Annotated in this window: 21 protein-coding genes and 1 pseudogene; 11 read left to right on the top strand and 11 right to left on the bottom strand. The window is 55.0% G+C overall.

The features are described from left to right. Window positions 1-39: 39 nt before the first annotated feature. The 6 genes from K7R23_RS07360 to fieF form a co-directional block, all read right to left on the bottom strand. Window positions 40-2,268: a toxin-antitoxin system YwqK family antitoxin gene (locus tag K7R23_RS07360; protein WP_012907814.1), complete on the bottom strand. Its 2,229-nt coding sequence runs from the start codon at window positions 2,266-2,268 to the stop codon at window positions 40-42. A 1-nt stretch (window position 2,269) separates the two neighbouring features. Then, window positions 2,270-3,301, bottom strand: a complete 1,032-nt coding sequence (locus K7R23_RS07355) for a DUF4097 family beta strand repeat-containing protein (protein WP_012907815.1) — start codon at window positions 3,299-3,301, stop codon at window positions 2,270-2,272. Between the two features lie 109 nt (window positions 3,302-3,410). Further along, complete coding sequence (locus K7R23_RS07350; RefSeq protein WP_012907816.1) at window positions 3,411-4,160, bottom strand: CDP-diacylglycerol diphosphatase; 750 nt, start codon at window positions 4,158-4,160, stop codon at window positions 3,411-3,413. A 102-nt stretch (window positions 4,161-4,262) separates the two neighbouring features. Continuing rightward, the gene (gene sbp / locus K7R23_RS07345; protein WP_012907817.1) at window positions 4,263-5,252 is read right to left on the bottom strand and encodes a sulfate/thiosulfate ABC transporter substrate-binding protein Sbp; all 990 of its coding nucleotides are present in this window, start codon (window positions 5,250-5,252) and stop codon (window positions 4,263-4,265) included. A gap of 203 nt (window positions 5,253-5,455) precedes the next feature. Continuing rightward, a complete protein-coding gene (pfkA, locus tag K7R23_RS07340) occupies window positions 5,456-6,418 on the bottom strand; it encodes a 6-phosphofructokinase (RefSeq protein ID WP_012907818.1) in 963 nt (320 codons plus the stop codon). A gap of 184 nt (window positions 6,419-6,602) precedes the next feature. Beyond that, on the bottom strand, window positions 6,603-7,505 hold the full coding sequence (gene fieF, locus K7R23_RS07335; RefSeq protein WP_012907819.1) for a CDF family cation-efflux transporter FieF: 903 nt from the start codon (window positions 7,503-7,505) through the stop codon (window positions 6,603-6,605). A 349-nt stretch (window positions 7,506-7,854) separates the two neighbouring features. Here fieF and K7R23_RS07330 point away from each other — a divergent pair, with 349 nt between their 5' ends. After that, window positions 7,855-8,313 carry a DUF3757 domain-containing protein gene (locus tag K7R23_RS07330; protein WP_012907820.1) on the top strand — a complete coding sequence of 153 codons (459 nt, stop codon included), beginning with the start codon at window positions 7,855-7,857 and terminating at the stop codon, window positions 8,311-8,313. Window positions 8,314-8,431: 118 nt separating this feature from the next. Here the strand turns inward: K7R23_RS07330 and cpxP are convergent, their stop codons facing one another. Next, window positions 8,432-8,932, bottom strand: coding sequence for a cell-envelope stress modulator CpxP (cpxP, locus tag K7R23_RS07325; RefSeq protein WP_012907821.1), 501 nt, complete (start codon window positions 8,930-8,932; stop codon window positions 8,432-8,434). A 150-nt stretch (window positions 8,933-9,082) separates the two neighbouring features. Here cpxP and cpxR point away from each other — a divergent pair, with 150 nt between their 5' ends. Both cpxR and cpxA read left to right on the top strand, forming a co-directional pair. After that, entirely contained in the window at window positions 9,083-9,781 is a 699-nt protein-coding gene (cpxR, locus tag K7R23_RS07320) for an envelope stress response regulator transcription factor CpxR (RefSeq protein ID WP_012907822.1), read from the top strand. Beyond that, window positions 9,778-11,151: an envelope stress sensor histidine kinase CpxA gene (cpxA, locus tag K7R23_RS07315; RefSeq protein WP_012907823.1), complete on the top strand. Its 1,374-nt coding sequence runs from the start codon at window positions 9,778-9,780 to the stop codon at window positions 11,149-11,151. Before cpxR ends, cpxA begins: the two co-directional genes overlap by 4 nt. Window positions 11,152-11,604: 453 nt before the next feature. On the opposite strand, the gene yiiM is transcribed toward cpxA, so the two are convergent. Continuing rightward, window positions 11,605-12,276 carry a 6-hydroxyaminopurine reductase gene (gene yiiM / locus K7R23_RS07310; RefSeq protein WP_012907825.1) on the bottom strand — a complete coding sequence of 224 codons (672 nt, stop codon included), beginning with the start codon at window positions 12,274-12,276 and terminating at the stop codon, window positions 11,605-11,607. A gap of 152 nt (window positions 12,277-12,428) precedes the next feature. On the opposite strand from yiiM, the gene K7R23_RS07305 reads away from it, so the two are divergent. Then, complete coding sequence (locus K7R23_RS07305; RefSeq protein ID WP_012907826.1) at window positions 12,429-13,319, top strand: dihydrodipicolinate synthase family protein; 891 nt, start codon at window positions 12,429-12,431, stop codon at window positions 13,317-13,319. A gap of 77 nt (window positions 13,320-13,396) precedes the next feature. Here K7R23_RS07305 and sodA read toward each other — a convergent pair whose 3' ends face one another. Beyond that, complete coding sequence (gene sodA / locus K7R23_RS07300) at window positions 13,397-14,017, bottom strand: superoxide dismutase [Mn] (protein WP_012907827.1); 621 nt, start codon at window positions 14,015-14,017, stop codon at window positions 13,397-13,399. A 287-nt stretch (window positions 14,018-14,304) separates the two neighbouring features. Between sodA and rhaT the strand changes: the two genes are divergently transcribed. After that, complete coding sequence (gene rhaT / locus K7R23_RS07295) at window positions 14,305-15,339, top strand: L-rhamnose/proton symporter RhaT (protein WP_012907828.1); 1,035 nt, start codon at window positions 14,305-14,307, stop codon at window positions 15,337-15,339. Here the strand turns inward: rhaT and rhaR are convergent. Both rhaR and rhaS read right to left on the bottom strand, forming a co-directional pair. Continuing rightward, complete coding sequence (gene rhaR, locus K7R23_RS07290) at window positions 15,336-16,184, bottom strand: HTH-type transcriptional activator RhaR (protein ID WP_012907829.1); 849 nt, start codon at window positions 16,182-16,184, stop codon at window positions 15,336-15,338. The genes rhaT and rhaR overlap by 4 nt on opposite strands. Before the next feature lie 125 nt (window positions 16,185-16,309). Continuing rightward, window positions 16,310-17,146, bottom strand: a complete 837-nt coding sequence (gene rhaS, locus K7R23_RS07285; RefSeq protein WP_012907830.1) for an HTH-type transcriptional activator RhaS — start codon at window positions 17,144-17,146, stop codon at window positions 16,310-16,312. 302 nt (window positions 17,147-17,448) lie between these two features. Between rhaS and rhaB the strand changes: the two genes are divergently transcribed. The 6 genes and pseudogenes from rhaB (at window position 17,449) to rhaM (ending at window position 22,784) form a co-directional block, all read left to right on the top strand. Then, window positions 17,449-18,918 (top strand): rhamnulokinase, encoded by a 1,470-nt coding sequence (rhaB, locus tag K7R23_RS07280; RefSeq protein ID WP_012907831.1) that lies wholly within the window; start codon window positions 17,449-17,451, stop codon window positions 18,916-18,918. Beyond that, window positions 18,915-20,174: an L-rhamnose isomerase gene (rhaA, locus tag K7R23_RS07275; protein WP_012907832.1), complete on the top strand. Its 1,260-nt coding sequence runs from the start codon at window positions 18,915-18,917 to the stop codon at window positions 20,172-20,174. Before rhaB ends, rhaA begins: the two co-directional genes overlap by 4 nt. 109 nt (window positions 20,175-20,283) lie before the next feature. Beyond that, the gene (rhaD, locus tag K7R23_RS07270) at window positions 20,284-21,111 is read left to right on the top strand and encodes a rhamnulose-1-phosphate aldolase (protein ID WP_012907833.1); all 828 of its coding nucleotides are present in this window, start codon (window positions 20,284-20,286) and stop codon (window positions 21,109-21,111) included. 65 nt (window positions 21,112-21,176) lie between these two features. Then, window positions 21,177-21,275 (top strand): annotated as a pseudogene (locus K7R23_RS07265) (hypothetical protein); the annotation flags it as partial. Between the two features lie 49 nt (window positions 21,276-21,324). Then, window positions 21,325-22,473, top strand: a complete 1,149-nt coding sequence (gene fucO, locus K7R23_RS07260; RefSeq protein ID WP_012907834.1) for a lactaldehyde reductase — start codon at window positions 21,325-21,327, stop codon at window positions 22,471-22,473. Next, window positions 22,470-22,784, top strand: coding sequence for an L-rhamnose mutarotase (rhaM, locus tag K7R23_RS07255; protein WP_012907835.1), 315 nt, complete (start codon window positions 22,470-22,472; stop codon window positions 22,782-22,784). The genes fucO and rhaM overlap by 4 nt, the downstream gene beginning before the upstream one ends. The last annotated feature ends 60 nt before the right edge of the window (window positions 22,785-22,844 follow it).

Genomic DNA, 22,844 nt, shown 5'->3' with positions numbered 1-22,844 from the left:
TCGAGTAAACGCCAGATTCGCCGGGGTTACAGTTAGCGTTTACTCTGAGATATATTTAAAATTCTTTGGCTTTCGTTGTTTTCGAAGCTCTTCAGGGGATATTTCATTGCCTTGTTGATCATAATAATGCGTCACCGGCGTACCGTACGGGTCAGCCGTAACGACCTCTTCATTGTTGTCATGATAGGTTTTCGCAAGACGAAACGTATTGCTGAACAGGGCGCCATTGAAATAAGAACGCTCGCTAAAACGGTTGTCTTTAGTCTTAATTAATTGCCCACTAATTACGCCCTGGTCATCCCAACTGGTACTTTCTATTTTCCGGTTGTTATGTTGCAGAACGATTGATGAAAGGAAACCCGATTTGTGCCACCAGTACTCTTTTCCGCATACCGCGATGCCATTTGAAGAGGTCGTACACCAATCGTTCTGACGCATTAAATTACCCGAGCCGGAATGAAAGGTGGTTTGTTCTTTCAGGCCTGGCTTTAGCACATGTGAATCGGCAGACAGACGCATTCGCACCGGTTTACGCGCGTAATCATCACTGGAAGAGTAATCGTAATGGGTTTCTTCCGCCGGATAATATTTCCCGTCCCAACGCGCATAAGAAAACAGCTTCCCGTTATGGTTAAACTTATACTCCGCGCCAGCCTTTTCACCGTCCTGCCAGTGAGTTAACGTAGCAAGAACGCCGTCTTCATGCCAGGTGCGCCATTCTCCGTCTTTCAGGGACGCCGCCTGTTTCGCGGCCCGTCGGTCGCACGCGTCCTGGTCTGTCAGGTTTTTACATAAGTCGCCGCCAGCCGGTGATACGATCTTCCAGTGGCCAAGTTCATAGCGTTGACCACTGTCTTTATGATACACCTCTTCCTTCAACAGCTGACCATACTGATAAATGGCGTATCGCTTTAATTTGCCGTTAGCAAACCATTCGCTGATTTCCCCATTCACTACCCCCTGCCGGTACTGTTTGCTGATAACGTTTTGCCCTTCCAGGGTCGTCTCCCGCAGTTCCCCATCCAGTAGCCCGTTACGATATTGCGCATAACGCGGCTGCGTGGTCATATTCTCTTGCCACCTGCCTTCTTTATGACCGTTAAGATAGTGGCCTTCTTCTTCAAGCTGCCAGGCGGATTCATGACCCCATTGTCGGCTCTTCCGCTGCCATAATCCGTTCAACGTTCTGTTTTGCCAGGTTTCTACCGCAATAATCTCCCCGGTATCAGAGAAGGTTTGCCACACGCCGTCCTTCTCGTCTTCATGGTATCGCCCCTCCTTGCGCAACCCCTCATAATTGTATTCTTGCCAGAGTCCTTCACGCAGTCCGTTGCGGTACGTCCCTTTTTCCAGTAATCGCCCCTCTTCCGCGTTGAAATGGGTCCATTCGCCGTCAAATTCGTTGTTATGATATTGCCCTGTCAAGCCTGGATTTAACTGGCATCCTTGCAGTCCAAAAAAAGTAAATGGCCCCTCCCGGCAGTACTCATTGGCCGCCGCTACGTTCTGGTAATAAAGTCCGGTAATAGCAAAGCCAGCATCATCATTTCCGCATGTGCCCTGACGCAGAATATCCATGGTTAACGTATAGCGTATGTTTTCCCCTTTCTCGCTTGTTCGTTCGATAAACTTGTCAGGAAAAATAAGGGAATAGCCGCTTGCATCGTCCAGTTTTTCTACATCATCGCCCAGCTCATCAAAATAACGCAGGAACTCGTGCCGATAATTATCCGGCGCGTTGAGCACTTCAGTAAAAAGCGGATCGGGTAAATCCTGCGGGAATGCTTTGATCAAATATTGCTGCGGCAGCAGACGGCCGATCGCCTTGCGGGCGCTGGCGACGGTAAAGGTGTCCAGCGACGCCGCCACTTTTTCCAGTTGTGGCGTAAAACGCGTGAGCGGCAGCGCTTGATCCGCATCGGCTCCCCATGCTCTGAGGTGAGGTTTCCCGGCCTTGTCGCGATACATAACCACAACTTCATCCTGGCCGCCCAGGTCCAGATCCTGAAAAAAGACGGCAACAACAGAGACATTCCCGAGTTCGTACTGCCGGTTTTCAATTAACTCATAATCGGAAATTGTCCGCTCCTCTGTCTCTTCAGGAGAGTCGAACCAGGCTGTCACAATATCATTTTTCTGATAAAACGAGAGAGTTTGTCCATCATGAGTGGCAAAAGGTCCATGTACCAGCCTGCCTTTATCCGCAGCGTTGACCGTCGACACCGCGAGCAGTGACGATAACATCCAGTGACGTATACGCATTTTCATTTTATTTGCTTCCCTGCCCCTCAGGCTGGAGCGTAAACACGCCGCCAACCGTTTTTAAGGTCATTATCGATTTATCAGGCACTTTTCCGTGTGCTATTTCCAGATACTCATCAGAGAGCGGCGCTTTAATCGCAACCGGCTTTTGTGCGGAGAGTTGGTTAATGATGTTATTACCGGTGATGCCCTCGGCAATAATTTTCCCCTGCCAGCTGGCTGGAATGACCGTTATGATTTCGCCATCTGCCGAGAAAATATCGCCTTTGGCCAGCACGGTTCCAAAATGGATTTTTCCGTTGCCGGTTTGCAGGTTATTACTGAAGGTTTCGCAGGCCAGCGCATGGATATTTTGCGTGCCGGTGGTCTGTCGGATGTGAATCGTTTCAGATAGCGAGTTAAGCGTTAAGTCACCTTTGACCAGGTCTAACGTCAGCGGCCCTTCTGAGTTTTTATCGGTGAGATTACCGCTTCGTAACTTCACTGACACGGGGACTTTCATGGCTTCAGTCAAAATTTCGCCCTTCATGACATCAAGCGAAACAGAACCGCTGAGGGCATTTTGCGCGTTGACCTTACCATCAACCACGTTTACGCGAATATTATTTTTCGTGCCTTTAAGGTAGATGTCAGTCAGCGTGCCGTTAATCTCGTACTGACCCGTGGCGGGAAGGCTGAGCGCCGCCGTGACGCCCTTTACCTTTTGCAGGTCAATATCGGCAGGCGCTGGCAACGTAAGCGTTGCGTTTTGACCATCAGGCGACCATTGCGGTTCGTCTGAAGAAATATCGCCGGTAATCTTGCGGGTGGTAAGCGACGCCTCACGTGCGATATTTACCTTTTGCATATCCAGGGAAACCTGCGGCTTACCATCATCCCGCGTGACGATTAACAGCGCGCCGCGGGCAATATTGACCGTCAGCGTTCCGTTCTCTGGCAGCGGCCAGTCATAGGTTTTCGCATTAAGCGGAATAGCGATAAATCCCAGCAGAAAAGCCAGGGCTTTCAGTCCCGGGACGACGTCCTTGTGAATAAACATAGAAACTCCGTTCTGATGATCTTTATTTTGCGGCGCTTTACCTGCGCAGAACGAATAACGTTATCATGCCGGACGGCCAAATAACGAGCATCAATTCTTTCGTTTTATCCTAATTTAACAGCGCGCAGCTATGATCCTGAATTTCTTCCGCCGACGCGCGATTTAAGGTCAACAGATTGCGCCGGGTCGCCAGCAGCACAAAAGAATTATCGCTCTGACGGGCCATCGCCAGCGCGTAGCTCCCCATATGCTGGCGCGCCTCCGGCACCTCCTCCGCCAGCATCATAAACGGGCTGCGCTGCATCAGTTCGCTCTCCGTGACGCGGCGCGCCAGGTACTCATGCCCGCGTAACCCGCCCGGTAGCGGTAACCAGCGGGAGCTGACTTTCGCCAGGCTGGCGTCCAGCTGCGCCCGCACATCAGGGCGAAGGCAGGAAATATGGATGTGGAAATGGTCCTGCGTCCGTCCGCTACGAGAATTGATCGCCAGAGAAACGGCGCTGTCCGGAATATCCTTGCCGTACTTCTGGCTCATAAAATCGCGAGCCTGCCAGGCCAGCCAGAAGAAGTTGGGAGTGGGCTGCTCGAGCAGCAAAGGGCTTTCAGTGCCATTAATGCGATAAGTTGGCATCAACAGATATTGCAGCGGGCCGTTGCGGTCTTTAAACACCACGTAGCCAGCAGCGGGCTTTACCTCAGCACACGGCGCGGGATCGTTATGCTGCAACTGGTTGGGTAAGCACTGCCCGAAAACGATGTTCCTTAATGCGTCAGGGTTACGCATAAATTTCCAGTACCCCGTCCCCGCAGCAACAGTAATCACCAGCAATGCCAGCAGCCCAAAAGCGATTTTTTTCATGATGCGTTCCCTGTCTCTACACGACCCGCAAGAGTAACGCAAAATGATGACAATTAAAAAAGCCCGGCGGCAATTGCCCCGGGCCAGTGATAAATACGTTGATTAACGTTTACTGATCTGGTCGAACGTGCCGCCGTTAGAGAAATGTTCTTTCTGCGCTTTCGTCCAGCCGCCAAACACATCGTCAATGGTGAACAGCTTCAGCTTCGGAAACGCGTTCTCATATTTCTTCGCCACGTCGGCATCGCGCGGGCGGTAGTAATTTTTTGCCGCGATCTCCTGGCCTTCCGGCGAGTAGAGATACTTCAGATAGGCTTCGGCAACCGCTTTCGTCCCTTTCTTGTCCACGACTTTATCGACGACAGAGACGGTTGGCTCTGCGAGAATGGATTCGCTCGGGGTGACGATATCGAACTTATCTTTGCCCAGTTCGTTCGTCGCCAGCAGCGCTTCGTTCTCCCATGCGATCAGCACGTCGCCAATCCCACGTTCGACGAAGGTGTTGGTCGAACCGCGCGCGCCGGAGTCCAGCACTTCGACGTTTTTGTATAACGCCTTAACGAAATCCTGCGCTTTCGCTTGATCGTTGTTGTTATGGTGCAGCGCGTAGCCCCACGCCGCCAGATAGTTCCAGCGCGCGCCGCCGGAGCTTTTCGGGTTCGGCGTAATCACCGAAATGCCCGGTTTGATCAGATCGTTCCAGTCGTGAATTTGCTTAGGGTTACCTTTGCGTACCAAGAAGACAATGGTGGACGTATACGGCGCGGAGTTGTCCGGCAGGCGTTTAATCCAGTTTTTATCAATGCGGCCACGTTCGGCAATGGCGTCGACGTCGTAAGCCAGCGCCAGCGTAACCACATCCGCTTCAATACCGTTGATAACGGAAGTGGCCTGTTTGCCGGAGCCGCCATGCGACTGACGAATCACCACGTTATCGCCCGTCTCTTGTTTCCAGTGCGCGCTAAACGCTTTGTTGTACTGCTCGTACAGCTCGCGCGTCGGATCGTAAGAGACGTTAAGTAACTGAATATCCTTTGCCAGAACGCTGGATGATGCCAGCAACAATGTTAACCCTACGCCCCATTTGTTCATCGCCCAACTCTCTTTTGTTGTGTTGTGATGAGCAAAGCGTGCCAGAAAGGAAATCAAACATTAAAGAATAAAAAAAGATTGGCTATAACTTGGGGGAATATATGAAGAGCTTATGCCGGATAGCGGCTGACGCCTTATCCGGCCTATAGATCGCAAAGATTTGTAGGCCGGATAAGCGTAGCGCCATCAGGCGCAGCGAAGAATTAGTACAGTTTCTTCGCGCAGTCCAGCCAGTCACCTTTGAACGGACGCTTCATGTTTTCAATCGCGTCGATAATGTCATGGTGAACCAGTTTTTCGTTCTGAATACCGACGCAGCGACCGCCAAAGCCTTCAAGCAGCAGTTCAATCGCGTAAGCGCCCATACGGGAAGCGAGAATACGGTCGTAAGGCACCGGGGAACCACCGCGCTGAATGTGGCCCAGTACGGTCGCACGGGTTTCACGGGCGGTTTCTTTCTCGATGTAATGCGCCAGCTCATCAACGTCGCACATGTGCTCGGTAATGGCGACGATGGCGTGTTTTTTACCCTTCGCGATACCGGCTTTGATCTCAGCAACCAGATCGTCACGGCTGAATTCCACTTCCGGCACCACCACGAACTCACAGCCGCCGGCGATGGCAGCCGCAAGGGTCAGATCGCCGCAGTAACGACCCATCACTTCAACGATAGAAATACGCTGGTGTGAAGAAGAGGTGTCGCGCAGACGGTCGATTGCTTCCACAACGGTGCCCAACGCGGTGAAGTAACCGATGGTATAGTCGGTCCCTTTGATGTCGTTATCGATGGTGCCCGGCAGGCCGATGCACGGGAAACCCATTTCGGTCAGGCGCTTCGCCCCCATATAGGAACCGTCGCCGCCGATAACCACCAGAGCGTCAATGCCGCGTTTTTTCAGGTTTTCGATAGCCACGGCGCGGATGTTTTCATCACGGAATTCCGGGAAGCGGGCTGACCCCAGGAACGTGCCGCCACGGTTGATCATGTCGGACACGCTGTAACGGTCAAGCTGCACCATACGGTCTTCATACAGACCCAGGTAGCCATCATAAATTCCCATGACTTCCAGTCCTTCCGTCAGCGCTGCGCGCACCACGCCACGGATTGCTGCGTTCATGCCCGGCGCATCACCGCCGCTTGTCAACACACCGATTTTTTTAATCATGACTACCTCTGAACTGTGGAATGCAAAATGAAATCTGTTGCCGGAAGTCGATTCTGCACATCGAAACGATCCAACGAATATGCAGATAGTATAACAATCGCTCCCTGCTGAATTGATTCAGGTCAGGCCAAATGGCGGTAATTTATACACAAAATGCGGGTCTGGCTCACTTTTTTACTCACGCTTACGAAAGCTCAAACCGTTTGTCTTCCTTAGGGACAACGGAACACGGATCCTGATGGATAATCACATCCGAACCCGGGAAACGCCGCAGGATCGCCTGCTCCACCTGTTCAGCCACCAGATGCGCCTGAACGAGCGGCAGATTATCTTCCATTTCCAAATGAATCTGTATAAAGCGGGTCGGCCCTGACTGCCGCGTTCTGAGATCGTGAGCGCCGCTAACGCCCGGCCATGAGGTCACGATTTCAATGATTTCCTGACGTTCTGCATCGGGTAAGGCGCGATCCAGCAACGACTGCACTGCATCATAGCCCATGCGCAACGCGCTATACAAAATATAGACGCCGATGCCCAGCGCAAACAGCGCATCCGCCCGATGCCAGCCGTACCAGGCAAGCCCGAGCGCAACCAGAATAGCGCCGTTCATCATAACATCAGACTGATAATGAAGCATATCCGCCCGCACCGCCTGGCTTTGTGTCCGTTTTACCACCCAGCGCTGAAACGTGACCAGCACAATCGTCGATATCAGGGCGATAATCGTTACCACTACGCCCACGCCGGGATCGTTCATCGGCGTAGGGGTGATTAAATGCTGGATGCCGGTTAAAAACAGAAACAGCGCCGAGCCGGAAATAAACATGCTTTGCGCCAGCGCCGCCAGTGACTCCGCCTTCCCGTGACCAAAAGTATGCTCATCATCCGCCGGTTGCAGCGAGTAGCGCACCACCAGCAGATTGGTCAGCGAGGCGGCAATATCCACCAGCGAGTCGACCAGCGCAGCCAGAATGCTTACCGAACCGGTGTACCACCACGCAAAAATTTTGATCAAAAGTAACAGCGACGCCATCACCGTCGCAGCGATAGCCGCCCGGCTGACCAGCCGTCCATAAGTTTGATTCATAAACGCTCCTGCTATTATCTGGCCGTAGTATAACTCATAGCGACAGCGGGCAGAAAATCATGCCGGATAAGAAAAAATGTTAAATAAATGCTGTTAAGGCGAGAGTGGATGATATGCATTTACTTTTCACAGGAGACGTAACGTATATCATTATAAATAATTTATCCCATCATCACATATATCATTTAATATAAATTAAAATAGATTACCCTCATAATTTAAAAATCTATGCCTGCGCCGTCATTTATTTATAAACTTTATTGCGCCGCCATTTTTTAATGTTTATATTCATTTACGCAGAAGCGGTTTACTGCAATAAATAATTTAAATCAATATAAAGGACTAAATAATGAAACATGGTATATATGTTGCGATGACACTCGCCCTTCTTTCAGGCTGTGCGTCGGCTTCAACGGAAAGCATGAGCTGCCCGGCGCCGGAATCCATCAGCTATGAGAACCATATTTATACTTCTCCCGTGACGCTTTCCGGATGGGAAGGAAGCTGGAATTCACAGGCGCACCGCCAGCAGGATATTAAGCGCTTTGTCACTGCGCTTTATTTTGCAAAAACAGGCGTTACCGAAGGGGTATTAGTGAACTGCACCTATGAACTGGCCAATGGTCAGGAAATTGACTTAACGTACAGCCGTAAAGGAGAAGAGGACATACTCAGCAATTTAATTGTTTCAATTGATGGGAATACAAACTGGTATCCAGAATCGGCATCAAAAAGCGAACGTTTTTATGATTGTGATAAATCGGCGGACGCCTGTAGCTTTACTCCGCTGAGGACCGTTTACAATTAATTTTTCTGTCCGCCTGTCGGCGCTTTTCCTGGTAAGGTCCGTTTTATGGACAAAAAAAACCCCCACATCATGTGGGGGAAGACAGGGATGGTGTCTATGGCAAGGAAAACAGGGTTTGTTACTGGGAACGTGAGTTGCTACTACTCAATAACCTCAACGATGAACTTTTGTGCCATTGCGTCACGTCGCGCAACTGCTCCATACGTTGTTGATGCTTCTCATTTAAAACCGCTTGCTGCTCGGGCGTTAACAGGTGATACATCTGGTTGCGGACCTTAGCCATTTCGACCTGTCTGGCAACCTGTGCCTGCGCCATCTTTTCTGCCTGAGCGCGTACAGCGTTTTCATCAAATTTTTCTGCAGTGACAAGACGATGCATCGTCTCCATTTCGCTAACATTAACAGGAGGCTGTTCGTGCCGGGCCTGTTGCATCAGATCTCGCATCTGTTGACGTTGATGTTCGGTTAAACTTATGCCGTCAAACATATGGCTTTGTACAGTGCGCGGCGCCGAAGGTTCACTCGGGTGCCAGTTATCGCCTGTATCGACTTCAGCAGCATGGCTTAATGAACTGAATGCCAGCGTTGAGGCCATGACGGCAGCGGTAACTTTGCGCATCACTTGCTCCCAAAATCTTTTCTGTCGCGATTCAACGAGAGACAGTCTACGATTCAGGCTGCAAACATGCGTCAGGGGGTGTAAAACAACGTAAAGTCATGGATTAGCGGCGCTTGATGTCGTAATTTCTGCCTCGGAGGTACGTAAACAATGAATAAAATCCTGTTAGTTGATGATGACCGAGAGTTGACATCCCTTTTAAAGGAACTGCTGGAAATGGAAGGCTTCAACGTGCTGGTTGCCCATGACGGGGAACAGGCGCTGGAGCTTCTGGACGACAGCATCGATTTACTTTTGCTTGATGTCATGATGCCGAAGAAAAACGGCATTGATACCCTGAAAGCGCTTCGCCAGACACACCAGACCCCCGTTATTATGCTGACCGCCCGCGGCAGCGAACTGGATCGCGTGCTTGGGCTTGAACTGGGCGCAGATGACTATTTACCGAAGCCGTTTAACGATCGCGAACTGGTGGCGCGTATCCGCGCGATCCTCCGCCGCTCGCACTGGAGCGAACAGCAGCAGAGCAGCGATAACAGCTCGCCGACGCTGGAAGTGGACGCGCTCAGCCTCAATCCGGGGCGTCAGGAAGCCAGCTTTGACGGGCAGACGCTGGAGCTCACCGGCACCGAGTTCACGCTGCTTTATTTGCTGGCGCAGCATCTCGGTCAGGTGGTATCGCGTGAACATCTCAGCCAGGAAGTGCTGGGCAAACGTCTGACGCCTTTTGACCGCGCCATCGATATGCATATCTCGAACCTGCGTCGCAAACTGCCGGAGCGCAAAGATGGCCACCCGTGGTTTAAAACTCTGCGTGGTCGCGGCTATCTGATGGTTTCCGCTTCATGATAGGTAGCTTAACCGCGCGCATCTTCGCCATCTTCTGGTTAACGCTGGCGCTGGTGCTGATGCTGGTGTTGATGTTGCCCAAGCTCGACTCGCGTCAAATGACCGAGCTGCTGGACAGCGAACAGCGCCAGGGGTTGATGATAGAGCAACACGTCGAGGCTGAACTCGCGAACGATCCGCCAAACGATTTAATGTGGTGGCGTCGCCTGTTCCGCGCGATTGACAAGTGGGCGCCGCCTGGACAGCGGCTATTGCTTGTGACCACTGAAGGACGCGTGATCGGCGCTGAACGCAGCGAAATGCAGATCATCCGTAACTTCATTGGTCAGGCGGATAACGCCGATCATCCGCAGAAGAAAAAGTACGGTCGCGTAGAAATGGTTGGCCCGTTCTCCGTCAGGGACGGAGAAGATAATTACCAGCTTTACCTGATTCGACCGGCCAGCAGTTCCCAATCCGATTTTATTAACCTGCTGTTTGACCGCCCGCTATTGTTGTTAATCGTCACGATGCTGGTCAGCTCCCCGCTGCTGTTGTGGCTGGCCTGGAGCCTGGCGAAACCGGCGCGTAAGCTGAAAAACGCCGCCGACGAGGTGGCCCAGGGCAACCTGCGTCAGCATCCGGAACTGGAGGCTGGCCCGCAGGAATTTCTTGCCGCAGGCGCCAGTTTTAACCAGATGGTGACCGCGCTGGAGCGCATGATGACCACCCAACAGCGTCTGCTGTCGGATATCTCGCATGAACTGAGAACGCCGTTGACCCGCTTACAGCTGGGCACCGCGCTGCTGCGCCGCCGCAGCGGCGAGAGCAAAGAGCTTGAGCGTATCGAAACCGAAGCGCAGCGTCTGGACAGCATGATCAACGACCTGTTGGTGATGTCGCGCAATCAGCAGAAAAACGCGCTGGTCAGCGAAACGATGAAAGCCAACCAGCTGTGGGGCGAAGTACTGGACAACGCCGCCTTTGAAGCCGAACAGATGGGCAAATCGCTGACGGTGAACTTCCCGCCGGGGCCGTGGCCGCTGTACGGCAACCCGAACGCGCTGGAAAGCGCGCTGGAAAATATCGTCCGCAACGCGCTGCGCTATTCGCATACGCAGATAGAAGTTGGCTTCGCGGTGGATAAAGACGGGATTACCATCACCGTGGATGACGATGGTCCGGGCGTGAGTCCCGAGGACCGCGAGCAGATCTTCCGCCCGTTTTACCGAACGGATGAAGCGCGCGATCGCGAATCCGGCGGCACCGGGCTGGGGCTGGCGATTGTCGAAACCGCCATCCAGCAGCATCGTGGTTGGGTAAAGGCGGAAGACAGCCCGCTGGGCGGATTGCGGCTGGTGATCTGGTTACCGCTGTATAAGCGTTCGTAATAACGCTGAGTTGCCGGATGGCGGCGTAAACGCCTTATCCGGCCTACAACCGTAGCCCCGCTAAGCGTACCGCCCACAGGCCTGATAAGCACAGCGCCATCAGGTAAATTAGCGCCGGATGGCGGCGTTCCGCCTTATCCGGCCTACAATCGCAGCCCCGCTAAGCGCGCCATCCGTAGGCCTGATAAGCGCAGCGCCATCAGGCAAATTAGCGCCGGATGGCGGCGTTCCGCCTTATCCGGCCTACAACCGCAACCCTATTAAGCGCACCGCCCGTAGGCCTGATAAGCGTAGCGCCATCAGGCAAATAGCGCCGGATGGCGGCGTTCCGCCTTATCCGGCCTACAACCGCAACCCCGTTAAGCGCACCGCCCACAGGCCTGATAAGCGCAGCGCCATCAGGCAAATAGCACCGGATGGCGGCCGGGTGATATTTCTCCCTTGCCTGCTCCGTCAGCCGCGCAGACGCCGCGACTGATCTTCGATTTTGCCGCTCAGACGGCGCTTCTGCATCGTTCTGGTCCAGCTTTTCGACAACCCGGCCGCCGACAGCAAACGGTGATACTGCTCATCATCAAACGGCATATGCCAGGCTATCGCAATCGCTTCCTGTACCGATACATCGCTGACGCGTGAAATCAGCTCCAGCGGCGCGTCGGTCGACACTTTCCCTGGCGCAATCACGCTGCACAACCAGCCGGTTTTACCGCTGTTTTGCATCTGGCTTGCCATATCGCTGATGCCGAAATGGAAGTTAAGCTTATGACACGGCGAACGCGGCTGCGTCACCTGAATCAGCGCCTCGCCCCAGCGCAGGATATCACCGATAAAGACATTCTCCTCGGTCAGCCCTTCCGTCGACAGGTTTTCGCCAAAAGCGGGCGCCGCGAACCGATCCGCCAGTCCGGGGAATTCACGCGCCCAGTACGCATAATGTTCGCGCGGGTAGTGGCACAGCGCGCGATCCGGCCCGCCGTGGATTTTCTTCTCCGCCTGCTGGTCGCCTTCCAGACCGCGCTCCGTCAGCATCAGCTCGCCATCGACCTGAATTTTGGCAATCGCGCTGGGACGGTTTCCCGCATAGTCCTGAATCCTGCCGGTAAATACCTCTACTGGATAGCGCATCTGTTCCCTCTCCCCGATAATTTGCCTTATTTAACCACAATTATTTTACTTCAGGTGCGCAAAATGAGAGCGCGATTCACATGATGCCGAAGGATACATGCTATCAATGAAGGTGTTTTTGAAACGCCATTTCATAATAAGGAGTCGACAACGTGACAGATCAAACGCAGTTTGCTGGCGTCTGGTGCCCCTCCATTACGCCGATGGATCATAACGGACAGATCGATCTCGCGGGGCTGAAGCAGCATCTTCAACGCCTGACCGAGGCGAAGATCGACGTGATTTTACTGATGGGCAGTATCGGGGAGTTCGCCTCCTTCTCTGTTGAAGAGCGGCTGTTGTTGATTCGCGAAGCGCGCGCCATGAGCACGCTGAAGATGGTTGCCAACGTCTCCGCCACCTGTTTGCAGGATGTGCTGCTGATGGCGCAGGAAGCGTATCGCTCCGGTTACGACGCGGTGATGGTACTGCCGCCCTATTATTACGGCCAGATGGCAAAACAGCTGTTGAGCTACTTCCGCCGGTTGGGGCAACAGCTTGACGGTAAATGGTTCGCCTATAACTTTCCGGCGCGCACCGGCTGCGATTTAACGCCGGAGCTGATCGCCACTCTCGCCGCCGAATTCCCGAATTTCGCTGGCATTAAAGATACCGTCGACTGCCAGTCGCATACCCGTAGCATGATTCAAGCGACCCGCGCGGTACGTGACGATTTCGCCGTGCTCTCCGGCTATGACGAGTATTACATTCCCAACCTGCTGGCGGGCGGCGCGGGGATTATCTCCGGGCTGAACAACGTTATGCCGGAGCTGTTTGTCAGCGCCCGTGAGGCGTTCCGGGCGGGCGATCTCGCCGCGTTACAGGAGATTCAGCAGAAGATCGGCGTCTATATGGCGATTTACGCCATCGGCGAGGATTTTGTCACCACCATCAAAACGGTGGTGTCGCGGAAGTTTGGCTACTGCACCGGCGTATCGCGCAATGCGGGCGGTGAACTGAATGAACAACAGTGCCGGACCATCGACGAGGTATTTGGCCGCTAAATGAAAATAGCCCGGCTTACCGGGCTTAAACAGGCCATTGCAGGCCGGATTGCGCTCGCGCCATCCGGCTAATTGACTTATTTTTTAGCCGCGAAACGGGCTGCTGCTTCGTCCCAGTTCACCACGTTCCAGAACTCTTTGATGTAGTCCGGACGACGGTTCTGGAATTTCAGGTAGTAAGCGTGTTCCCACACGTCCAGGCCGAGGATCGGGAAGCCGGATGCGCCAGAGATCGCTTCGCCCATCAGCGGGGAGTCCTGGTTGGCGGTAGAAACTACGGCTAGTTTATCACCTTTCAGCACCAGCCATGCCCAGCCGGAGCCGAAACGGGTTGCTGCGGCTTTCTCGAACTCTTCTTTAAATTTCTCAACGGAACCGAAATCGCGTTCGATAGCGGCCTTCAGATCGCCCTGCAGAGTCGTGCCTTTTTTCAGGCCTTTCCAGAACAGGCTGTGGTTAGCGTGGCCGCCCGCGTTATTGCGCAGGACGGTTTTCTTGTCGGCAGGCACCTGATCCAGCTTCGTAATCAGCTCTTCCACCGGCAGAGAGGCGAATTCCGGCAGGCTTTCCAGCGCTGCATTGGCGTTGTTTACATAAGTCTGATGGTGTTTAGTGTGGTGGATTTCCATCGTCTGCTTATCGAAGTGCGGTTCCAGGGCATCGTAAGCGTACGGCAGGGATGGCAGTGTATAACTCATAATCATCTCCATTATTATCGAGCGGCTGGTTGTTAATGCCGCGTAAGCAGTTGGTTCATTATAGTTAATTAAATGATATTGAAAATGATTATCAATGCCGTAGTTTTTGTGTGGTTATATTTTTGCCGCCCTTTTTTCGTTATGTGAGCCAAATCACCCACTTAACGATCTGATTGCCATCAACACCGCCACCGCGGCAATTGTCAAAAGGTTAATCATCTGCGCAATTTTTAAACTCATTACGTCGGAGGGGTAATACCGGCGATAAAAACAATGAGGATGACGTGATGAGTAACGCGATTACGATGGGTATTTTTTGGCATTTGATAGGCGCGGCCAGTGCAGCCTGTTTCTATGCTCCGTTCAAACAGGTCAAACAATGGTCATGGGAAACGATGTGGTCGGTTGGCGGGATTGTGTCGTGGCTGATCCTGCCGTGGGCCATCAGCGCCATGCTGTTACCGGACTTCTGGGGCTATTACAGTTCTTTCAACCTCTCAACCCTGCTCCCTGTCTTCCTGTTCGGCGCGATGTGGGGCATCGGCAACATTAACTATGGCCTGACCATGCGCTATCTCGGCATGTCGATGGGCATTGGCATCGCCATCGGCATTACGCTGATTGTCGGTACGCTAATGACGCCGATCATCAACGGCAATTTTGACGTGCTGATCAATACCGAAGGCGGACGAATGACCCTGCTGGGCGTGCTGGTCGCGCTGATTGGCGTCGGCATCGTCACCCGCGCGGGACAGCTCAAAGAGCGCAAAATGGGCATCAGGGCCGAAGAATTTAACCTGAAAAAAGGTCTGCTGCTGGCGGTAATGTGCGGCATCTTCTCCGCGGGTATGTCGTTTGCGATGAACGCCGCAAAACCGATGCACGAAGCGGCGGCCGCGCTGGGCGTCGACCCGCTGTACGTCGCGTTGCCAAGCTACGTGGTTATTATGGGCGGCGGCGCGCTGATTAACCTCGGCTTCTGCTTTATCCGTCTGGCAAAAGTGAAGAACCTGTCGATAAAAGCCGACTTCTCGCTGGCAAAACCGCTGATTATCTCCAACGTGCTGCTCTCCGCGCTGGGCGGCCTGATGTGGTATCTCCAGTTCTTCTTCTACGCCTGGGGCCATGCGCGCATTCCGGCGCAGTATGATTACATCAGCTGGATGCTGCACATGAGCTTCTATGTGCTGTGCGGCGGCATCGTCGGTCTGGTGCTGAAAGAGTGGAAAAACGCCGGTCGCCGTCCCGTCAGCGTGCTGAGCCTGGGCTGCGTGGTGATTATCATCGCCGCCAATATCGTCGGCCTCGGTATGGCAAGCTAATTGCTCTGATGACTGAGATGACGCCACTGACTGGGCGTCATCCCGGTTTCCCTGGTGAACACCACGGAAAAGTAATTACTGTCCTCAAAACCGCACTGCATGGAAATTTCACTGATCATCAGCCGACTGTGCTGCAGTAAATACTGCGCATGACAGATACGCACCTGCCGCTGATACTGGTTGATAGTCATGCCGGTCTGATTGCGGAACTGCTGTCGCAATACGCGTTCGCTGCACCCTTCCCGATCGCAAAATTTATCCAGCGCAAAGGCGCGCTCAAGGCTGCCTGCCAGCGCGGTGATCAGTTTATCAAGCAGCGTTTCGCTGGAGGTCGCCGGCAGGTTGTCTGTGGCGTAGCGATAGCGCTTCAGCGTCAACGCCAGTTGGGCGAAAAGCAGTTCCGCCATGTCGTTGGCGAGCGGCTCGCGCTGGTTGCTTTCATGCTCCAGTTGGCCGATCACCTGCCGCGCCTGGGCCATGCCGGTGCTGCCGAGCCGCCAGTGCGCCTGCCTTGTCGCGCCGTTAAAGCCCGGTATTACCGCCTTCCAGTCAACGTTGAGCTTCAGGCGTTCCGGGCAGTAAATAATGTTCTGCAAAACCAGATCGTTAACGGAGGTGTAGGAGTGTTTATCTTCGGCGCGAATGTAAAACAGATCGCCGCGGGTAATACGGTAGGGGCGATCGTTCAGCACATGCAGTCCGTTACCCCGCCAGACCATCACCAGTTCACAAAACTCATGCGTATGTTCCGCAAACACGTTTTGCGGATAGCGATCGGCGACGGCGACGGCCTGTTCGTCACCGGCAAAGAAATCTTTTTTTAACAGGACCAGCTGATTCGCCACCACGTTACCTCAACCTGAATATCTGCCGGATGGCGCTACGCTTATCCGGCCTACAGAACGCCATCCGGCATTCAAGGGAGTGATTATCAGCAAACTGGCGGCAAAAAACGGTGATAGCTTTCGCGTTACTGGAGCAACGCATCGCGCCCCTGACGGATATCGCGCGGGGACCAGTTAAATTCCCGGCGAAAAAGCGTCGAAAAGTGGTTACTGTCGCCAAAACCGCAGTGATAAGCGATCTCGGTGACGCTTTCATCGCTGTGACGCAGCAGGTGGCGGGCTTTAATCAGACGCAGGCGATTCAGATAGCGCTGCGGGGTTAATCCGGTATGTTGCTTGAGCTGGCGGTGCAGCGTGCGCAGGGAAAGCGAAAACCGCTCGGCCAGCGCCTCCCAGCAGATCTCCTCGGCGAAATGATCCTCCAGCCAGGCCATCAGCTGATTCAGCCGCGCATCGTTGTTTTCCGCCCCCTCCATCAGGCTGCTTCTGCGCAACAATACCAGCAGCTGCATAAACAGAATTTCGCGGTTCGCCAGCGCGGGAAGATCCATCTCATCGTCGTTCTGCTCCATCTGCGCCACCAGCTGGCGTACCTGCGCCAGCGCGCTTTGGTTTACCCGCCAGTGCGAGGGGTACATGCCGTCCCGCTCCTGGGGAAGCAGCTGATTCAACCCGGAGAGAAACTGAAACGCATCGGGCGAGCGATAGAGCACGTTAGTCAGACACAGATTGTCGGTATGTTCATATAAGTGCCGATCGTGGTCGCGAACAAAGCACACCGTGCCGCCGCTAATGGTATAGGGCTGGCCGTTAAAAACGTGAATGCCGGTGCCATGTTCCACAATCACAATTTCATGAAAATCATGATGATGCTCCGGAAAGGCAGACTGCGGCAGCCGGGGCTCAATGGCAACCGGCGCGTTACCTGATGGGAAAAAATCCACGCTGTGCAATACGGTCATGATGATCCCTTCCGGATGTAATGAACATGGCAAAATAGTAATTAAGGGTTATCAACCTCACCTTAAATTTTTGACCTGAAACCGTGCAAACAGCGTCGATTTTTCAAGAAAGGGCGGGAAAGATCAGGAATTGCGGTCGCCGTCACATCCACTATTTTGAGGCGTTTTACCGGAAACTGTGAACGTTATCACGTTCACCTTTGCTTTCTTGCCAGCGGCTAATTTTGCCTGTCAGTTACGAGAAGGTGCGCCAGAGCGAGGTTTTTTAGACTGGGCCTAATGAAACTCAGAAGGACCTCGCTATGACTTTTCGCCATTGTGTGGCTGTCGATCTCGGCGCATCCAGCGGCCGCGTAATGCTGGCGCGCTACGACAGTGAACACCGCACCCTGACGCTGCGTGAAATCCACCGCTTCGTGAACTGCCTGCAAAAACAGGATGGTTTCGATACGTGGGACGTCGACAGCCTTGAAGACGCCATTCGCCTCGGGCTGGAAAAGGTCTGCGATGAAGGCATTCGCATCGACAGCATCGGCATTGATACCTGGGGCGTGGACTTTGTTCTGCTGGATAAGCAGGGCCAGCGCGTCGGGCTGCCGGTGTCCTATCGCGACAGCCGCACCACGGGCATTATGCCGCAGGCGCAAAAACAGCTCGGCAAAGCCAATATCTATCAGCGCAGCGGGATCCAGTTTCTGCCGTTCAATACGCTGTACCAGCTGCGCGCGCTGGTCGAACAGCAGCCGGAGCTGGCGTCGCAGGTGGCCCATGCCCTGCTGATCCCTGACTATTTCAGCTATCGCCTGACCGGCGAAATGAACTGGGAATACACCAACGCCACCACCACGCAACTGGTCAATATCAACAGCGACGACTGGGACGATACCCTGCTGGCGTGGACCGGCGCGGATAAAGCCTGGTTTGGCCGCCCTGCGCATCCCGGCAATGTGATCGGCTACTGGATCTGCCCGCAAAAAAATCAGATCCCGGTGGTCGCCGTCGCCAGCCACGATACCGCCAGCGCGGTTATCGCCTCGCCGCTGGCGAATAAGCACAGCGCCTACCTCTCTTCCGGCACCTGGTCGCTGATGGGTTTTGAAAGCCTGACGCCGTACACCAACGACGCGGCGCTGGCGGCCAACATCACCAACGAAGGCGGCGCGGAAGGCCGCTATCGGGTGCTGAAAAATATTATGGGGCTGTGGCTGCTCCAGCGGGTGCTGAAAGAGCGCCAGGTCACCGACCTGCCGGCGCTGATCGCAAAAACGCAGTCGCTTGCAGCCTGCCGCTTCCTGATCAACCCCAACGACGACCGCTTCATCAACCCTGACGATATGTGCGCCGAAATTCAGGCCGCCTGCCGTGAATCCGGCCAGCCTGTGCCTGCCAGCGACGCGGAGCTGGCGCGCTGCATTTTCGACAGCCTGGCGCTGCTGTATGCCGATGTGCTGGGCGAACTGGCGAGCCTGCGCGGCGAAGCCTTTACCCAGTTACACATCGTCGGCGGCGGCTGCCAGAACGCCCTGCTCAACCAGCTGTGCGCCGACGCCTGCGGTATCCGCGTGATGGCCGGGCCGATCGAGGCCTCTACGCTCGGCAATATCGGCATTCAACTGATGACTCTGGACGAACTGAACAACGTCGATGAATTCCGTCAGGTGGTCACCGCCAATTACAACCTGACGACGTTTACCCCTAATCCAGACAGTGAAATTGCCCGCTATGTGGCGCAGTTTCGCTCAAAACGACAGACAAAGGAGCTTTGCGCATGACCACTCAACTGGAACAAGCCTGGGAACTGGCGAAACAACGTTTTGCCGCAGTAGGTATTGATGTCGAGGAGGCGCTGCGCCAGCTCGATCGTCTGCCGGTATCGATGCACTGCTGGCAGGGCGATGATGTCGCCGGATTTGAAAACCCGGAGGGTTCACTTACCGGCGGCATTCAGGCGACGGGCAACTATCCGGGCAAAGCGCGTAACGCCGCGGAACTGCGCGCCGATCTGGAGCAGGCCCTGAGCCTGATCCCGGGGCCGAAACGCCTTAACCTGCACGCTATCTATCTGGAGTCGGATACCCCGGTTTCCCGCGACCAGATCAAGCCGGAGCACTTTAAGAACTGGGTGGAGTGGGCAAAGGCTAACCAGCTTGGGCTGGATTTTAACCCGTCCTGCTTCTCGCATCCGCTGAGCGCGGACGGCTTCACCCTTTCCCATGCCGACGACAAAATCCGTCAGTTCTGGATCGATCACTGCAAAGCCAGCCGCCGCGTTTCCGCCTATTTTGGCGAACAGCTGGGCACGCCGTCGGTGATGAATATCTGGATCCCGGACGGCATGAAAGATCTCACCGTTGACCGCCTGGCGCCGCGCCAGCGTCTGCTGGAAGCGCTGGATGAGGTGATCAGCGAGAAGCTGAACCCGGCGCATCACATCGATGCCGTGGAAAGCAAACTGTTCGGCATCGGCGCGGAAAGCTACACCGTCGGCTCCAACGAGTTCTATATGGGTTACGCCACCAGCCGCCAGACCGCGCTGTGCCTCGATGCCGGACACTTCCATCCGACCGAAGTGATCTCCGACAAGATCTCAAGCGCGATGCTTTATGTGCCGCGCCTGCTGCTGCACGTCAGCCGTCCGGTGCGTTGGGACAGCGACCACGTGGTGCTGCTGGACGACGAAACCCAGGCGATCGCCAGCGAGATTGTGCGCCATAAACTGTTCGACCGCGTGCATATCGGCCTCGACTTCTTCGACGCCTCCATTAACCGCATCGCGGCGTGGGTCATCGGCACCCGTAACATGAAAAAAGCGCTGCTGCGCGCCCTGCTGGAGCCGACGGAGCAACTGCGTCAACTGGAAGCCAGCGGCGATTACACCGCGCGACTGGCGCTGCTGGAAGAGCAGAAATCCCTGCCGTGGCAGGCGGTGTGGGAAATGTACTGCCAGCGTCACGACGCGCCAGCCGGCAGCCAGTGGCTGGAGAGCGTGCGCGCGTATGAAAAAGAGATTCTGAGCAAACGTAGCTAACCCTTTTTGCCGGATGGCGGCTTCACCTTATCCGGCCTACAGGAATGATGCACACCGTAGGCCCGATAAGCGCAGCGCCATCGGGCATTCAATGAGACAGGTATAAAATATGCAAAGTATTACCACTTCCTGGTTTGTTCAGGGAATGATCAAAGCCACTTCCGACGCCTGGCTGAAGGGCTGGGACGAGCGCAACGGCGGCAACCTGACGCTGCGCCTCGACGAGGCGGACATTGCGCCATACGGCGCGGATTTCCACCCGGCGCCGCGCTATATCGCCCTGAGCCAGCCGATGCCGCAGCTGGCCAACACGCCGTTTATCGTCACCGGTTCCGGTAAATTCTTCCGCAACGTGCAGCTCGACCCGGCGGCCAATTTAGGCGTGGTGAAAGTAGACAGCGACGGCGCGGGCTATCACATTTTATGGGGACTGACCCACGAAGCGGTGCCAACTTCTGAGTTGCCGGCGCACTTCCTCTCCCACTGCGAACGCATCAAAGCGACCAACGGCAAAGATCGGGTGATCATGCACTGCCACGCCACCAACCTGATCGCTCTGACCTACGTGCTGGAAAACAGCACCGATCTCATCACCCGCAAACTGTGGGAAGGCAGCACCGAGTGCCTGGTGGTGTTCCCGGACGGCGTCGGCATCCTGCCGTGGATGGTGCCGGGCACCGACGAGATCGGCCAGGCGACCGCCCGGGAAATGCAAAAGCATTCGCTGGTGCTGTGGCCGTTCCACGGCGTCTTTGGCAGCGGCCCGACGCTGGATGAAGCGTTTGGCCTGATCGACACCGCCGAAAAATCGGCGGAAGTGCTGGTGAAAGTGCTGTCGATGGGCGGCATGAAGCAGACCATCAGCCGTGATGAACTGATCGCGCTGGGTAAACGCTTTAGCGTCACCCCGCTCGCCAGCGCACTGGATCTGTATTAATACCCACACCCGCCCCGCTCACCGTTGCCGCTCTGACGCCTTCGCCGGAGCGGCAATATGTGGATCTCGCATATATCGATGTGGCTAACGGTTTTAAATGGCAGGTCGTGGCAGCCTGTATGGTACTGAGCGGAATCAATATTTCTGGCGGTTCCGGCGCCGTGCAAGCGCTGCGCCGCCGGACATAATTTCATCGTAATTAAGGAGAATAACATGAGCTTTATGCTGGCACTTCCGAAAATCAGTCTGCACGGCGCAGGGGCGATTGGCGATATGGTGAATCTGGTCGCCAATAAGCAGTGGGGCAAGGCGCTGATCGTCACCGACGGTCAACTGGTGAAGCTGGGGCTGCTCGACAGCCTGTTTACCGCGCTGGACGCGCATCAGATGGCTTATCACCTGTTTGATGAGGTCTTCCCGAACCCGACCGAAGCGCTGGTGCAAAAAGGCTATGCGGCGTACCAGGCGGCGAACTGCGACTACATCATCGCGTTTGGCGGCGGCAGCCCGATCGACACTGCGAAAGCGGTGAAAATTCTCACCGCCAACCCGGCGCCGTCCACCGCCTACTCCGGCGTCGGCAAGGTGAAAAATCCGGGCGTACCGTTGGTGGCGATTAACACCACCGCCGGCACGGCGGCGGAAATGACCAGTAACGCAGTGATTATCGACTCCGAACGTCAGGTGAAAGAAGTGATCATCGACCCGAATATCATCCCGGATATCGCCGTCGACGATGCCAGCGTAATGCTCAATATTCCGCCGTCCGTAACTGCGGCAACCGGTATGGACGCGTTGACCCACGCGGTGGAAGCGTATGTCTCTGTCGGCGCGCACCCGCTGACCGACGCCAACGCGCTGGAAGCCATTCGCCTGATTAACCTGTGGCTGCCGAAAGCAGTCGATGACGGCCAGAACATGGAAGCCCGCGAGCAGATGGCGTTTGGTCAGTATCTGGCGGGGATGGCGTTTAACAGCGCCGGTCTGGGGCTGGTTCATGCGCTGGCGCACCAGCCGGGCGCGACTCATAATCTGCCGCACGGCGTGTGCAACGCCATCCTGCTGCCGATTATCGAAAACTTTAACCGCCCGAACGCCGTCGCGCGTTTTGCCCGCATCGCCGAAGCGATGGGCGTCGACACCCGCGGCATGAGCGACGAAGCGGCAAGTATGGAAGCCATCAACGCGATCCGCGCCCTCAGCAAGCGCGTAGGGATTCCGGAAGGGTTCAGCAAGCTCGGCGTAACCAAAGAGGATATTGAGGGCTGGCTGGATAAAGCGCTGGCCGATCCATGCGCGCCGTGCAACCCGCGCACCGCCAGCCGCGATGAAGTGCGTGAACTGTATCTGGAGGCGTTATGATCCGCAAAGCGTTCGTGATGCAGGTTAACGCCGGGGATCACGAAGAGTATCAGCGTCGCCATAATCCCATCTGGCCGGAGCTGGAAGCGGTGCTGAAGGCGCATGGCGCGCATCACTATGCGATCTATCTCGACAAGGCGCGCAACCTGCTGTTCGCCACCGTGGAGATCGAATCCGAGGAGCGCTGGAACGCGGTCGCGAACACCGACGTGTGTCAGCGCTGGTGGAAGTATATGCGCGACGTAATGCCCGCTAACCCGGATAACAGTCCGGTAAGCGCGGAACTGAAAGAAGTGTTTTATCTGGCGTAACGACGAGTTGCTCCGCAGGCCTGATAAGCGCAGCGCCATCAGGCAATGCCGAATGGCCAG

It is taken from the genome of Citrobacter rodentium NBRC 105723 = DSM 16636 (genome assembly GCF_021278985.1).
GTDB classification, from domain to species: domain Bacteria; phylum Pseudomonadota; class Gammaproteobacteria; order Enterobacterales; family Enterobacteriaceae; genus Citrobacter_A; species Citrobacter_A rodentium.
This window is presented reverse-complemented; position numbering and strand designations above follow the sequence as displayed.

What these genes read in the sequence shown, in the direction of transcription:
- rhaB (WP_012907831.1), top strand. Translation starts at nt 17,449, where the DNA reads ATGACTTTTCGCCATTGTGTGGCTGTCGATCTCGGCGCATCCAGCGGC.
- sbp (WP_012907817.1), bottom strand. Translation starts at nt 5,252, where the DNA reads ATGAACAAATGGGGCGTAGGGTTAACATTGTTGCTGGCATCATCCAGC.
- yiiM (WP_012907825.1), bottom strand. Translation starts at nt 12,276, where the DNA reads ATGCGCTATCCAGTAGAGGTATTTACCGGCAGGATTCAGGACTATGCG.
- rhaM (WP_012907835.1), top strand. Translation starts at nt 22,470, where the DNA reads ATGATCCGCAAAGCGTTCGTGATGCAGGTTAACGCCGGGGATCACGAA.
- cpxA (WP_012907823.1), top strand. Translation starts at nt 9,778, where the DNA reads ATGATAGGTAGCTTAACCGCGCGCATCTTCGCCATCTTCTGGTTAACG.
- rhaA (WP_012907832.1), top strand. Translation starts at nt 18,915, where the DNA reads ATGACCACTCAACTGGAACAAGCCTGGGAACTGGCGAAACAACGTTTT.
- K7R23_RS07330 (WP_012907820.1), top strand. Translation starts at nt 7,855, where the DNA reads ATGAAACATGGTATATATGTTGCGATGACACTCGCCCTTCTTTCAGGC.
- K7R23_RS07360 (WP_012907814.1), bottom strand. Translation starts at nt 2,268, where the DNA reads ATGAAAATGCGTATACGTCACTGGATGTTATCGTCACTGCTCGCGGTG.
- rhaD (WP_012907833.1), top strand. Translation starts at nt 20,284, where the DNA reads ATGCAAAGTATTACCACTTCCTGGTTTGTTCAGGGAATGATCAAAGCC.
- sodA (WP_012907827.1), bottom strand. Translation starts at nt 14,017, where the DNA reads ATGAGTTATACACTGCCATCCCTGCCGTACGCTTACGATGCCCTGGAA.
- K7R23_RS07355 (WP_012907815.1), bottom strand. Translation starts at nt 3,301, where the DNA reads ATGTTTATTCACAAGGACGTCGTCCCGGGACTGAAAGCCCTGGCTTTT.
- K7R23_RS07350 (WP_012907816.1), bottom strand. Translation starts at nt 4,160, where the DNA reads ATGAAAAAAATCGCTTTTGGGCTGCTGGCATTGCTGGTGATTACTGTT.
- cpxR (WP_012907822.1), top strand. Translation starts at nt 9,083, where the DNA reads ATGAATAAAATCCTGTTAGTTGATGATGACCGAGAGTTGACATCCCTT.
- cpxP (WP_012907821.1), bottom strand. Translation starts at nt 8,932, where the DNA reads ATGCGCAAAGTTACCGCTGCCGTCATGGCCTCAACGCTGGCATTCAGT.
- rhaT (WP_012907828.1), top strand. Translation starts at nt 14,305, where the DNA reads ATGAGTAACGCGATTACGATGGGTATTTTTTGGCATTTGATAGGCGCG.
- fucO (WP_012907834.1), top strand. Translation starts at nt 21,325, where the DNA reads ATGAGCTTTATGCTGGCACTTCCGAAAATCAGTCTGCACGGCGCAGGG.
- fieF (WP_012907819.1), bottom strand. Translation starts at nt 7,505, where the DNA reads ATGAATCAAACTTATGGACGGCTGGTCAGCCGGGCGGCTATCGCTGCG.
- pfkA (WP_012907818.1), bottom strand. Translation starts at nt 6,418, where the DNA reads ATGATTAAAAAAATCGGTGTGTTGACAAGCGGCGGTGATGCGCCGGGC.
- rhaS (WP_012907830.1), bottom strand. Translation starts at nt 17,146, where the DNA reads ATGACCGTATTGCACAGCGTGGATTTTTTCCCATCAGGTAACGCGCCG.